This window comes from Shewanella sp. 10N.286.52.C2, assembly GCF_002874545.1.
Taxonomy (GTDB): domain Bacteria; phylum Pseudomonadota; class Gammaproteobacteria; order Enterobacterales; family Shewanellaceae; genus Shewanella.
Genome location: NZ_MCTV01000060.1, coordinates 1 through 14,257 on the forward strand (window position 1 = coordinate 1; position 14,257 = coordinate 14,257).

Consider the following 14,257-nt stretch of genomic DNA (forward strand, 5'->3'; position numbering starts at 1 on the left):
AAGTTACTGCCAACAATCGGTAACCGGTCACCAAAAAGCACTCAAGCTATTTGCGTTAACGATATCACCTCGGCTGATGCGATGAAGTACCGTGATGAGCTACTCACACAGGGCAGAAGCTATAAAAGTAATAAAGAATACTTAGCGGCCGTATTTCAGTTTTTTAAGTGGTGCAAGTTAATGAACTACTGCAGCCATAACCCTTTTGAAAACGTGACAGTAGGGCAAAAGCCCAAAGTTAAAGCCAACCAAGAAAGAGACCGTTGGGATACGAGTGAACTAAAAAGGCTGATACATTCCGCCGAATTTAAAGCTTCAACAGCGGACTTTAAGTGGGTCACCCGATTGATGCTTTATGGCGGCCTAAGGCCATCAGAGGCGTGTCAGTTAAAGCCCAGTGACATCGTCGTAATCGAAGGTATTCATTGCATTAACGTTGATGACAGCGGCAAAGGGCAACGTATTAAGAATGCCAATGCAAGACGCAGTATTCCAATCCACCAAACCTTGATAGAGCAGGGCTTTATTGAATTTGTAAAAACACGTAAAAAACATCCCCAGTTGTTTAATTACAAACCAGTGGGGTTAGTGGAAGATTGGTCAAAAACCTATTGTAAGCACCTATCGATATTACAAACCTGCATTGGCATGAAAGCGAGTCAACGACCTACGGCTTATAGTCTACGACACACTTTTATCGATGAATTTAAACGACTGGATATCAGTGAGCATATTGTGGCGCAGATAGTTGGCCACGCAAACCCAAACATCACCTACGGCCGCTTTGGCAAGGATGCTCAGGCTAGAACATTACTCAAATACATTGAGCAACTTGAATATAACATTTGATGACCGGGTGTGTTTATTCGAAAGTGATAGGGTCGTGTGTAGCTCATTTCTGCCCCATTTCGTGCTAGCTCATAAAGCTGGGTAGACTGTAGCTAACTACGTTTGCCATACTGTAGTGGCCACAGTCATGGAGTTCAACCAGAATAATCATTTGATATCTTGGTATAGAATTTCTGCTTATCTTGTTCACCCAAAACAACAGAATGTAGGGTCTTACTAGCTAGAAATAAAAAAACGACCATAAGGTCGCTTTTCATTTTCTGACAGGCAAAGCATAAGTTTGTTTGTATAACTTTAAATCACGCGCGCAGCGTGTACCTAGCATTGATTTGAATGTGTTTAAGTAGCTCTAAACTCTAAGTTCAATTAATCCAAACATCCTCACTGGTCAACAAAAAATCACATTTAATATTACTTTAATTAATTACTTACCCAAGATAATAGTATTGCTTATTCCGCACAGGTTTATTTATATTACAAAGGACAATCTGTGACAGTAAATACATAGCCAATGCTCGTCAACTATAGTGGCCAGTTTTACTTGACCACGATAGTTAAGTACATAAGGAAAGTGATGTCCCCCAGTGTTAGGCTATTAACGGTTTCCTTTGTAGATCCATTTATGTTCTCTTTTTAATTCACCTTTTTGCGTAAATAATTTTTTTTTACGTCACTCATCAATTTTGAACATTCCTTTAAGCTGACTCTATTCGCATATTGATTGAATATGTATACATAAGAAAAGGAAGAAGTGATGAAATCGAATTTTAAAAACAATATAAAAACGAGCGTGATTTTTGGGTTAAGTGCGATGGTGTTAGTGGGTTGTGGCAGTTCTTCAGAAGAAGATCAACTGGTTTGGATTCAGAATTGGAACAACTCGCTTAATGTTGAGGCAAAAATGAAAATGCTAAATACCTGCTTTAAAGAAGCGGGAGTGAAAAGTATGACTATGGAAATGACAGACGCACAAAATCAAATAGTGAATCAGTGTGAGCTTGATTACGTCATCGAATTGGCTGAAAAAGATGACATTAACTTGGATAGAGAGCTTTTAGCGGCTAACACGCTGCAATTATAAGATTTAATACGTCATCACGCTGGTAGTTTGGCAAAAGAGATCAAAAAGGAATATATATGTCATTAAAAGAAAAAAACTTAGATTTAGTCAACGAAGTAAAAAATACTGCTGAGCAGTTAACTCATAATTTACAACAATCGCAAACATTTGAGCAAGCTAAATCAACGCTTTCCAATACTAAAGAACGGGCGCTAGCAGTAGACCCTGCCAGTATTAAATTGATGAACTTTTTTGCGGTATTTAGTTTGGCTTTTATGCTTTTAAGCACTTATTTCCCGGTAATGAAGGTGATGGGAAGCAGTATACCGCTGAGTGAGATGACTCCAGTTTGGTTATTTATTGTTGCCATTTTAGCCTTGTGTAGTCACTTGTTTGGGGTCAAACAGTCAATTTCACGTGGGCTTTTATTATTACTGCTACTGTCGATTTCTTACACCGTGTATCAACAAATAGCAGATATGTTTCAAGCTGCAGAAATGTTTGGAGGTGTAAGCACAAAAGACATTATGAGGGGGGTAGCGGAAGGATTGAAATATGCAGGTGTTGGTTTTTATCTGTTTTTAGCGAGCCTTGTGTTGGTGGTAATTGCAACGATTAAACCTGGTTACAAAACTAACCATGCATTGTGGGCTCAATTAATTCAAAAGTAGCTCGTCATTTTTGAAGTAGCCAGTCTATGACTGGCTATTTTTTTAAGGCTTAGATGATATGCAACTAAAACCTCGCAAGCAGCATATTTTTAATACTAGAAATTTAGTGGGTAAAGACTATATCGTCGGCGATATACATGGCCAAATACAACGGCTTTATGTGCAGTTAATTACACTAGAATTTAACTTTCAAACTGATCGCCTTTTTTGTACTGGAGATCTTATCAGTAGAGGTGACGAGAGTATTGATTGCATTAATTTACTCACAAAGAAGTGGTTTTTTTCGGTGATGGGAAACCATGAACAGCTGTTTCTATTAGGTTTTCAGAGCCCTGGTTATTGGGACTTTTTGAGACAAAAAGAAGGTGAGTGGCTATCACAGCATATGCACCGTTTTGATTTGTTAATACGCTGGAAAACCTTAATTGATATTACGATGCCATTAGCGCGTACTATTGATGTTAATGGCAAAACGATTGGTATTAGCCATGCGTCCTCCACATCTAGTTGGAAAAGACTGCAAAATGGTACTTTGTCAGATGATGATATTTGGCATGTGTTATGGAGTCGTCCTTTACAGAATGCTCACTCTTGCGCAGGGATTGATGAGGTTGACTATGTAGTACATGGGCATAGCCCCGTAGACAGGGTAACTTGTCATGGGAACCGTTATTGGATTGATACCTTCAGCTTGAAGCAAGAACTGTCCATAATCAATCTCAATGATTTATAATAATGTCAGCTTAATGTTTTGTAATTTCTAGTAATTGAGGCTGAAGTAGTTGATAATTCAATTGTGATGAATGTTGAACAAAGGGATTGTTGTGTCAATAAGAGAGCTAAGCAATGCCACTGAGTTATTGGTGGGTTGGCAAAATAGAGACAAGCATCAAAGTAAAGAGTTCCTTACTTATGCTTATCAAGATATTCGGTTAATTGTTGAAAAATACCTTTCTCAACACCGCCCTAATGAAACCATTTTACATGATGCCTCCATTACTGAGTTAGCCAATGAGTCTGTGGTGAAATTACACCGCTGGCGTAACGATGAACAGCCCTTTGAAAACCGGCAAGACTTTTTTGATTATGTGCGCGTATCAGTGTGGCATTTGTTGTTTGGTAAGCCCCATCAATCACTAGTGAATCAACACAAAGCGAAACAAGAATACTTGCATTCACAATTAATGGACTCTGAGGTGTTACTGCCTAATTGGACCGAAAACCTTTCATTATCTTCTGCTTTAGAGCTGCTTCAACAATTCCACCCAAGGCAAGCTGACGTGTTTGAACTTAAAAACTTTGCCATGGTGTCACATCAACAGGTGGCTGATATGCTGGGGTTGTCGCCAAGAACAGTCGATAACGACTTAAAATTTGCCACGGTTTGGCTTAGAGCAAAGTTAACTGAATGATAGATATTGTTTCTCTATATAGTGAGTTGGCGAATTTAAGTAAAACAGATCAACAACAACGCTTATTGCCCTTAAAGAAAAAATTCCCAAAACAAGTGTTAGCGCTTGAAAAAATGCTGACGATAGATGATATATCGTTATCCAGTAGTCAGTTAATATCGCAGCAACTTTCTAATCAGTCCTCTGTTTCTTATGATGCATTGATTGGTGAGGAAGTCATGGGGTTTACTATTACCCAGTTAGTTTCAGAGTCTGGTGGGATGGGGCTGGTTTTTCAAGGCGAACAACGCTTAATGAACCATGATAATGGGCGTGTAAGAGTACATAAAGCGGCTATTAAAATTCTACGTACGAATAAGTTTAACTCCCGGCAGCAAAGGGAGATATTTCACAACGAAGCCTCTATTTTAATGACACTAGACCACCCTAATGTTTGCAGTATATACGGGGTGTCAGAGGTGTTAGGCAGCGCCTGTATCGTCATGGATTTCATTGACGGTCAAGGGCTGGATGTATGGCTAGCTAATAATAAACTCAATCTAAAACAAAAACTGAATGTGTTTGAACAATTACTGCGAGCTGTGAGTTATCTACATGGCCAACATCTTTATCATGGTGACTTAAAGCCGCAAAATATCATTATAAATGATCAAGGACACTTAGTACTGATTGACCTAGGACTCGCAAAAAAATATAAACAAGAAGTCAGTGATAGCAACGATGGCTATCATCAAACAGTTCAGGCGTTTACACGCCACTGGAGCGCGCCTGAGCAGGTGGCAGGGCAGGTTTGTACCTCACAATCAGACGTATTTTCACTTGGAGTCATACTTCACTATATGATCACGGGTAAGGTTGCGATAACCGATGCGGTGAATAAACTAAAAAATCCTGAGCTTAATTCGATAATCAATAAAGCCTTAGAAAACGCACCACAGCAGCGTTATCTCGATGCAGAATCATTTAGGCAGACTATCCATTTTTTTCGGCAAGGTTTACCTGTTCAGGAATACTCCCAAAGTGCGCCTTACCATTTGAAAAAACTGTTAAGACGAAAGCCTTTTACCTCTCTTGCTTGCGGGTTACTGGTTTACTCTATTGCAACAACCTTATGGATAGTATTTCGTTAAAACATTCCATATATATTGCGTAACCTCAGAGTGTATCAGTCACTGCAATCTCATTAGCCGTCGCTATATCATTATCTAGAGTTAATCGCTACCACTCATCCCTTAGTCTGTCATATTGCTCCAATAATGCTAAATATGTAAAAACGGCGAAGTTATGATTATGTAAATCTCCCTAGATTTTTTGGGGTCCCTACTTAGGTTAAATTAGTCCAAAAAATCTGGGGTTGTCCAATTTAAATGTTGACTTTGTTTTATATTTCTCCATAAATATAGTAAATTGGATGATATAAACCTTTTTCTAGAAGGTATGAATGGACTCAAAAAAACAACTTAAAGGAATAAGATGAAAAGGCTAGGAATGACTTTACTCACCTTTGTTATCGCTTACTTTATGGCCGTCTTTATCATTAAATTCGGCCTGACACTTCACCTGACTACTAAAACTGGATTTAGCCTGAACCATTTTGTCGAAAACTGGCAACTTATCGGTGTAATTCTATGGCTTTTATATATTCCAGTTAGCTTTTTGGCCTCCTTAATTATCTCTATTATCTTCTGGTGTAAATATAATCGATATGGTAATAACTAAGATTATTGCAGCACGTTGTAATGGTTTGATTTTATTTGATTTTATTTTTATGGCAGTACACCATAATTTACAGGCAATACTATTTGTTGAACCTTCTCTAAGTAGTAATGGTTTGTAACTTAAATTTTGCAACTTCTCAACATTAATTCTTTTCGATATTCAAGAAAGTGTGTAATCTATTGGTTTTATATGGTTTTATTTATTTTTATTGTAAAGAGGTTTAAATGTATAAGGAAATGCTTTTATTCGACTCGTTGGCGCTCTCTTTTCAGGGAGTATGTTCGACACAAATAACAGATTTGGTTAATCCATCAGGAGATGTAAGCCCAGCCAACCAAAAAACATTTTGAGTGCCTACCCTAAAGAGCACTGAGATCGTCGATTTAAATCGTCCTTGCTCTTTTGAGTGATATACACGCTAAATTAGTCGGTTTTTTTACACCCATTATCTTGCTGATATTAGGGATGCTCCATCTGGTCTTAAAGGTAGTGAAACTATAACTCAACCAATTATCAAGCAATTTTCCTTTGAGGCTTTATGATTTCAAATGCATTAGTTGAAAACTTTTTTGAATACCGAACAGTGATGTGTTCTGACATGGAAGTGGACATGTACTTGCTAGAACAATCGGATGTAGCACTTCCATTTGTTTTGCTGTTGATTAAATTAGCAATTAGAGATACTGAGTTGGAAAGCTCAGTGGTTAGTTTTGATTTAGTAAAACAAACGCAATCATTGTGCTTTTTGTCAGCTGAAAACATTGATCTAAAAGATGAGAGATGTGCGTTAAATATCATCAAAGAATTTGGTGGGTACCGAGCTGTAAATCAGTTCTCTTGTGTTGCTGACACAATTCAAATCGAAAAGTTGGTTGAGCAACTTCGTCATTTTTTACAAGAGCTTGAAGAGGGTAAAGTCATTCAATTTAATTCGGATTTGTATAAGGCCGTTTCTGGGCTGTTCTCTGTTGAGCTTGATAAAAGCTTTGTTCAGTCCGAGTTGAAAATAATGAATGACGAAAACTATTTGAATCTTACCGAGGATGTTAAATTGGAGCATACCGATCAGTCTTTTAAAGTGAAACAACATTTTTTTGAATTAGAACCTGACGCGCAACAATTGATGGAAGAGGTATCGGTGCTGACATCGGCATTATATATATCATCTAACCCAAAATCTGCCGTTCAAAGCATTAAAACAGCGAATCTTCCTTCGGTTGGCTATACAGCATTACTTGCTGCAATTTTTGCCATACCCAGTGTTTTACAAGCTCTGGCCATGCAACTTAAGTGTCACCCCCATCAGTTGATTATGCCGCGTGTAGTGTATCAATGTCGCCAAACATTAAAGAATACCGCAGTTACACGGAGTTTTACCGCTGATAATGATTCAAGTAAAAATTGGTATCAAGTCGCTAAGTCATATGTAGGCGATCTTCAATTTGAACACACTATACAGGCTTGCCTCGATGCAGCCTTTAGTCACGGCGAACTTTCTTTTGCAGATTTTATAGCAGCATTACTAGAGACAAAATCGGATGTGATAATTGAGTTGTTAGCGCTTAACAAGCAAAGCAACCAGTTTATAAAAACAGCGCTTAGTATTAAAAACATCGCTGCTAACTTAAATGATAAAGTAATCGGTCAAAGTGCTGCAATTGAAAGTCTTGCACAAGGATATCTGGCATCTTCTATCAGTCCAGGTGAAGGCCCTAGAACTATCTATACCTTTTTAGGCCCATCGGGAGTTGGTAAGACATATCTGGCATCTACATTCTGTAAGGTCATGAATGAATATGAGCAATTAGGCTATGTTTTTACAAACTTTAACATGGAACAATATTCAAATGAAAATGACTCATTAAGATTATTCGGTTCAGGAATACAATACACCGATGCGAGCTTAGGTGTACTAACGAGTTCTGTCAGAGCGCAACCTAGACAAGTATTACTGTTCGATGAAATTGAAAAAGCGCATTCGAGTATAATTCAATCACTGTTAAGCGTATTAGATAAAGGGAAAGGTCAAGACCAGACAAGTCAAGAGGTTGTTGATTTCACACAATGTATTATTATTTTTACTACCAACCTAGGGCAGGATATCGTTGAGAAAAACTCGCAAGCACATCAAATTAATGTTTTTGATCTGCTTCGTAACTCAGAAAACCCTGATTCAAAGGTTAAGCTTTCTTACGAATTTATCAACCGATTGGCCAAAGGTTACTCAGTTCTATTTTCCCCCTTGAAAACTAATCATTTGATCCGCTTAGCTGAGAGAGAGTTGGCCAAGCCTCACGATTTTGAAGAGCAGCTTAAGTTTTGTTGGCCGGCAAACTTTGCTTCATTCTTTCTGCAAGACCTGTCACCAGAAGTGAATCCTAGGCGGATAAATCATTATTTGCCAAAGCTTAAATCATCAATTGTAAGTAAAGCAACAGACTTGATAGACAGTACTCAAACACAATTAGAGTTTGTTATTGAAGTAGACGACGTTAATCAAATAGGCCACAGACAAGCAAAACTTCTGCTTATTGATGACGATTCAAGAGTTTATGGTAATTTAAATGAGGTTGTCAGTCTCAATTCGATTTCACTGTCGAATTCAATTGAGGATATGCAGGTTACGTTAGAGAAACACAGCCCTGATGCCTTACTTATCGATATCGATTTCATTGGCAGTTCTGGGACATCACTTACTGATTTTACGAATAGCGTCAATAAGATAAACCCTAGCTTGCCATTGTTTAGTTATCAGATTTATCACGGCAAACCCACTCAAGATCTTACACTAAGTAAGAATCATGATATTAGAGAACACTTTTCCCTATCTGGTATAACAATTGAAAATGAGCTCGACAAAATGCTCGAGCGAGTCAGTTATTATATAGCTATGGAGCAATCTTTAAGAAGCATGTCGAGGCGAAACGAAAAATTAGAATATCATTGCTCCACTTCATCAAATGAGGGGGTGTTTAAGGTATGTTTCAATCAATCGTATCGAACTCAGCTCATCCATTCTGCCGATCTTAAAGAAAGTGACTTATTTACACATAGCGTACCAGATAATTCATTGGCAGATGTTATTGGTCTAGACCGAGCTAAGCAGCGGCTTTCGGAGGTCGTTGGTTGGTTAAAGTCGCCTGACAAATTGAAGAATTTTGGGGTGAAATTACCCAGTGGATTTTTGTTTGCAGGTCCTCCTGGTACGGGTAAGACCTTGTTAGCGAAAGCGTTAGCGGGGGAGTGTGGCTTGCCATTTTTCAGTATTACGGCTTCGGAGTTGTCAGATCGTTATGCTGGAGGGACGACTGCGAATATTAAAAAGCTATTCGCGACCGCACGTAAATATGCTCCTGCAATAGTATTCATCGATGAGATAGATGCGCTAGCGGCGCAAAGAACCACCAACAGCGATAGCTTGTCACGTGATAAAAACCTTACCGTAAATGCGCTGCTAACAGAAATGGATGGCTTTACTCCACACGATGAGCCTATTTTTGTATTGGCAGCGACTAATCATCCTCAGATATTAGACAAGGCAATTACTCGACCTGGGCGCTTTGATGAAACGATATATTGCGATTTACCCAATAAAAAAGCACGACAGACCTTCTTTGAAAGGTTTGCTGAAAAACATCATATAGATTGGTTGCAAAATGATCTTATGCAATTGGTCTCTTCGGCCCAAGGTATGTCCTCGGCCGATATCGAGCAAGTACTAAGAGAAGCAATTTACCAAGCTGTTAGTGATGATAAGGCCTTAACAACTGAGCACATTAAGCAATCGATGATCCGAATAGTGTATGGAGCACCTTCAGAACAGATTGTATTAAGCCAAGAAGAAAAACGCCGCACCGCCTATCACGAGGCGGGACATTTGTTAGCCTATAAGTTGTTATTTCCAAAGCAACGTATTGACTTTGTGACTATTGAGCCAAGAAACCAATCGTTAGGGTTTGTTTCAACGCGAGCGTCTGATGAATATGAAAGTTATTCCAAACGAACCGTGATGGATAAGTTACAAGTGCTATTGGCTGGGCGGGTAGCTGAAAAGCTGTGTACGGGCTCAATTGATGAAGTCAGTACAGGTGCTTCAAATGATATCGAAAAAGCGACTCAGTTAGCTATGCATGCAATCTACGAAGGTGGTATTGAGCCTTCCATCGGCCCGGTTAATGTTGCCCTGATAACCCGTTTTGAAGAAAGTGAATTATTGTCTGATGCTCAGCTAGCGGTAAAGCAATGGTTAGAGCAAGCTGAGCAACAAGCTGAAAACCTACTCATTGAGCATAGCCAACAGCTCTCGTTGGTGGCTGAAGCCTTACTTGATAAAGAGTCTCTTTTGGGTAATGAGATAGAAAGATTATTTTGCAATTAGTTAAATAATTGTTCGATTAGAACAACAACGAAACTTAATGGACTAGACGTTAAGTGGCAAAGTCATAAGTCAACTAAAATTATAATAGGAAAAATCATGAATGAAATTTTAAGTAATATAAAGAACATTGTGCTTAAACATACCGATAATGAGGCTTTGTTTAAAGAGAGTGAAGAGAGGCATTTAAATTTTTCATATCAAGGACACAAATATTTTATAATATTAGGTAGAGATGAAGCCTTAGAGTGTACGGTTGTATACTGTGACGACAAAGGTGATGTCTATGCAATTGATGATGAATTAAAGACACTACTTAATAAAATTCTACCTTTAAAACAGGATGATTTTACGATCGGTATAGACAAGTTTGCACATGTTTCTTGGCTGCTTGATCAGACTGAGATTGAAGAAAGTATGGTTAATGTTTTGGAGAAAAGCGACGAGATTTTGCAGGATGTTGTTGTGGCTATTGAAGATGTTAAACTTAAACTAGAGCAGAGTGACGAACCTCAAAAAACATTAGCCGGGAGTACACCAAATCAAAGTAGCAATGTTAAAGACAAGAGTGTGATCGAGGTTGTTAAATCAACACTGAAGGAGCAGGAGTGGAATTTCAAGGAGACTGAGCCTGGCAGAATAGTGCAAATTGGCTTTAAGACTGATAAATATAAAGATGATGATGATGATGATGGTTTTCTTCTAGTGATTAGTCATGACAGAAAGGAAGTAATATTCTACACGCCATTTTTATACAACTTACTTAATAATCTTAAACAAGAAATAGATCAAAAGAAAGTTATATTACGTCAAGCAAAGCTTGGACTATTAAGTTTACACATGACCTCAACGCGCAAATTTATAACCATGTGGTATGACGTGAATGATGGCGAGATTCGGTATGAAGTTCGTCAATTTTTAAATGATGAGAATAGTTTTTCAAAAGAGCAAGTGTTACGTGGCGTTAGTGTTTTGAGAATGATTGTAGATGAGTTTCATTTAAAATTTACTGATGGTGTCATGGATGATAGCAAAAGCGTTGACTCTTTTTCCCAAGATCTATTTGTACCAAAAGCCAAAAAGGACATTGTCTTAGAGGCGCTTACTGAAAGAATTGCTGCTCATGCTGACAATATGGAACAGCTGAATGGAAAGCAATTAGATGAAATAGCTAAACAAGTGGCTTCAATTACTCAAAAGATGTTGCAAAGTGAATTAACGGATTAACGGATTAACGGATTAACCGGAGAACATTATGTCTTTAATAAAAAATAATGAGAGTGCTTTTGAGTTACTGATAATCACGATATTTCTGATTTTTTCGTTAGTAGCTGTTTTTGCTTGGATACATAATGGTGAAATATCATTAATATCATTATTAACAAATCCAAAAGATACTAAGCAGGAAGCATCAGCCTATATAGATGCAATAGGCAGCATTGCTATTGGGTTTGCAGGGGCTTGGGTCGCTATTAAAATTGCAAAAGTTGCAACCACATTACAACAAGAAGATAGTAGGAAAAAAACTAAGGAGATCTATCAAAAAGAGGCCGACCGTGTTTCTACATTAAACTCGGAGTTGACAATAAATGTGCTAGAAGCAAAACGTACCTGTACTAGTTTTATTTCTTTTTTACAGTCAAATGAAAAAGTATTATTAAGTGAAAAAGAAAGAGAAAAATTCCAAGAAAAATTGAAGTTATATAATGGTCACGAAGAATATAAATTTGATAAAGCTGACGACTTATTAGTGGAGTTTTATGTTCGTTTAGAGTCAGATTTGCTAAAGTTAATAAAATCAATTGAAGAAGTTGCAATGGATAAAACTTATGTCAGCATTGCTTGCCCACCAGTTAAGTGTGAGAAAGTTTCCACCTCTATGATTGGCGAATATTTTCTTTCTGATTCTACTAAAAGAAAAAACATTTGCAAAAATCTTAATGACATCATTATAAAAGATTCAGAACGCTATGATTTTTTCAAAGAGTATATGGATACACAAAATAATTTTGGCGATGGATTGCACTTTATTCGCTCACATACATTAATTTTAGACCGAAAAGAGTACCTTTCAAAATTATTGCTGGAAATTAAGAACAACGATAACGAGGAGGCAGGAGAAGGCTTTACACCTTCACACGCTGCATGGTTATTATTAGGTAGTTTGATAGCAGGTACCAAAGTCGGAAAGTCACTGACTAATAACACTGGGTTCTTGTTTATCGCATTAATGCTAGGGTCACAAATTGATGATGACCTATTTTTCACTTATTTGGATAAGTTGGGCAAGAAAGGAGTAGATAAGACAGATAGTAATATGGATACAAAACTTGCAAAGGAAATATCTGATTCTGTTTTCTTTATTCACGGAGAAGATCAAGACCAAGGTGAAGCTGCAAAAATTCTTGTTGAGTTATCAGTAATTCTAAAGCGTACAAGCGATGACTTATATCATCTGCTACAAATTCCTGGAAAGAATCACGGTAACTCAGGAGGTGAAAAGATATCTGATACGCATGTTTCTACAGATAAGACAAAGCATAATCGTTCTTCTGAAGGCTCGGGGGAAGATATGAAACGAGAGCAAAACGAAATTAAAGCTAATGTAAACTGATACATTGTTTGTTTTTGTTACGAGGTTGTAACAGACTCTGTGTAACTGCAGTTTAGTTAATATGCTTTTCAAGCCTATCTTCGAACTCAATAATAAATCGGTTCATGGCTGAACGCCAGTTTCGAATGGACATCGTCCATTTTTTACTGGCTTCTTTTATCGCAAGCTAGTAACCGTCCGGATAAGTACATCTTCAACTGCTTTCACTGATCCCTTATTTTAACTCCTGACTATACATCAGGAGTTAATATGGCTAGACGTTCTCATGAAGATTGGACTGCTTTGATAAAACAGCAATTCGCTAGTGGCTTGACGAACACAGCTTTTTGTCGTCAACATAAGTGCAGTACAAGTACCTTTTATGCCTAAAAATAACATAGTTATATATGATGGACGCTCCCGGTGAGTCAAGACAATAGCCTGCCTACCGAAGGCTTTTGACCTTGGTTTTCTGCTAAACTATTCACACTTGCTGTTGTTATTGATGTCACTCATGTACCGCTTAAAGCGGTTGTTCTGCCAGATATACGGGCTTAACAGTCTAACTGCGCCGCTTAATGGTGAAACACCCATTCGGTTTAAGTTCATCCTTGGCCTTTTCTGGCTTACATTGGTTGGACTGAGCCATTACTTCATCGTTTACAACAACCCTGGTGAGTTATTAATGTGCTATTTCGTCACTGCTTGATTGAGGTTGCTATTGGCAGACCATGAAGCACGTTTGTCAGTATTGAAGACGCAACATTTTACTACTCCATTGGCAGTTGTGTACTTAAGGCATGACTAACGGGAACCGATACCGTTGAAAAAATGGTTGGAGGGGATAGGTTCCCCCTAGAACAGTGGGTATAGCATAAGATTACCAGGCATTCTGCTTTCCAAATCTGCGAAAATCAACCTACTCAGTGTCTTCCCAAAACCGCATCTTTACATCAGTAAAAATCTGTTGATAGTTAAATGCTATTTTAACAACTTTGCCTGTGATTTTATCCATATGAATGGCTCCAATATACCGACTATCACCACTCATGTTTCTATTGTCGCCTATCATAAAATACGTATCTTCAGGAACAACATAAACCTTACTACTTACAATCATATTTTTAATATAATCTTCCTTAAAGCCTTCTGCATAAATAACATCATACTGTAGCCCTGAGAAGTTTTCTTCTCTATAGGCTTTATATGTATACTCTTCTTGAGTCTTAAACTCATTAAGGTCAACAGATTCATTTCTGGTGTGGTTTAACGGTAATTTTTTACCATTGATATAAAATCTATTATCTGTCATTTTAAATGTGTCACCACCGACAGCCATAATCCTCTTGACATAGTTAACACCATTATAATCAAATGTAACAATATCCCCTCGCTCTGGAGAACCAAAATTTAAAAGCCCAGTTTCAGCAAATGGAAGCTTAAAGTTGTAAGCAACCTTGTTAACTAAAATAACATCTCCTTCATGCAAATTAGGATTCATAGATTGAGTTGGTACATGATTATAATTTAAAAACATTGTGCGAATAACAATTAACATGGCCACCCATTCTAGTTGGC

The 14,257-nt window shown here is 37.8% G+C and carries 10 protein-coding genes; 9 read left to right on the forward strand and 1 reads right to left on the reverse strand.

All coding sequences use genetic code 11. The annotated features are described in order from the left end of the window. The 9 genes from BCU94_RS17575 to BCU94_RS17620 form a co-directional block, all read left to right on the forward strand. The coding region (locus BCU94_RS17575; RefSeq protein ID WP_157937406.1) for a tyrosine-type recombinase/integrase at positions 1-849 on the forward strand (849 nt) is incomplete at its 5' end. Positions 850-1,603: 754 nt separating this feature from the next. Next, a complete protein-coding gene (locus BCU94_RS17580; protein ID WP_102477115.1) occupies positions 1,604-1,930 on the forward strand; it encodes a hypothetical protein in 327 nt (108 codons plus the stop codon). Between the two features lie 56 nt (positions 1,931-1,986). After that, on the forward strand, positions 1,987-2,580 hold the full coding sequence (locus BCU94_RS17585; RefSeq protein WP_102477116.1) for a hypothetical protein: 594 nt from the start codon (positions 1,987-1,989) through the stop codon (positions 2,578-2,580). A gap of 58 nt (positions 2,581-2,638) precedes the next feature. After that, a complete protein-coding gene (locus tag BCU94_RS17590; RefSeq protein ID WP_102477117.1) occupies positions 2,639-3,313 on the forward strand; it encodes a metallophosphoesterase in 675 nt (224 codons plus the stop codon). Between the two features lie 91 nt (positions 3,314-3,404). After that, on the forward strand, positions 3,405-3,992 hold the full coding sequence (locus BCU94_RS17595; RefSeq protein ID WP_157936257.1) for an ECF-type sigma factor: 588 nt from the start codon (positions 3,405-3,407) through the stop codon (positions 3,990-3,992). Next, positions 3,989-5,122 carry a serine/threonine-protein kinase gene (locus BCU94_RS17600; RefSeq protein ID WP_102477119.1) on the forward strand — a complete coding sequence of 378 codons (1,134 nt, stop codon included), beginning with the start codon at positions 3,989-3,991 and terminating at the stop codon, positions 5,120-5,122. Before BCU94_RS17595 ends, BCU94_RS17600 begins: the two co-directional genes overlap by 4 nt. A 1,127-nt stretch (positions 5,123-6,249) precedes the next feature. Then, complete coding sequence (locus BCU94_RS17610; protein ID WP_102477121.1) at positions 6,250-10,089, forward strand: AAA family ATPase; 3,840 nt, start codon at positions 6,250-6,252, stop codon at positions 10,087-10,089. A gap of 96 nt (positions 10,090-10,185) precedes the next feature. Then, positions 10,186-11,313: a hypothetical protein gene (locus BCU94_RS17615; protein WP_102477122.1), complete on the forward strand. Its 1,128-nt coding sequence runs from the start codon at positions 10,186-10,188 to the stop codon at positions 11,311-11,313. Positions 11,314-11,341: 28 nt separating this feature from the next. Continuing rightward, complete coding sequence (locus BCU94_RS17620) at positions 11,342-12,700, forward strand: hypothetical protein (RefSeq protein ID WP_102477123.1); 1,359 nt, start codon at positions 11,342-11,344, stop codon at positions 12,698-12,700. Positions 12,701-13,598: 898 nt separating this feature from the next. Here BCU94_RS17620 and lepB read toward each other — a convergent pair. Beyond that, positions 13,599-14,257 (reverse strand): signal peptidase I (gene lepB / locus BCU94_RS17630; protein WP_102477124.1); only part of this gene is annotated, 659 nt, incomplete at its 5' end.

Coding starts and splice junctions, on each gene's coding strand:
- BCU94_RS17580 (WP_102477115.1), top strand. CDS start 1,604: ATGAAATCGAATTTTAAAAACAATATAAAAACGAGCGTGATTTTTGGG.
- BCU94_RS17585 (WP_102477116.1), top strand. CDS start 1,987: ATGTCATTAAAAGAAAAAAACTTAGATTTAGTCAACGAAGTAAAAAAT.
- BCU94_RS17590 (WP_102477117.1), top strand. CDS start 2,639: ATGCAACTAAAACCTCGCAAGCAGCATATTTTTAATACTAGAAATTTA.
- BCU94_RS17600 (WP_102477119.1), top strand. CDS start 3,989: ATGATAGATATTGTTTCTCTATATAGTGAGTTGGCGAATTTAAGTAAA.
- BCU94_RS17610 (WP_102477121.1), top strand. CDS start 6,250: ATGATTTCAAATGCATTAGTTGAAAACTTTTTTGAATACCGAACAGTG.
- BCU94_RS17615 (WP_102477122.1), top strand. CDS start 10,186: ATGAATGAAATTTTAAGTAATATAAAGAACATTGTGCTTAAACATACC.
- BCU94_RS17620 (WP_102477123.1), top strand. CDS start 11,342: ATGTCTTTAATAAAAAATAATGAGAGTGCTTTTGAGTTACTGATAATC.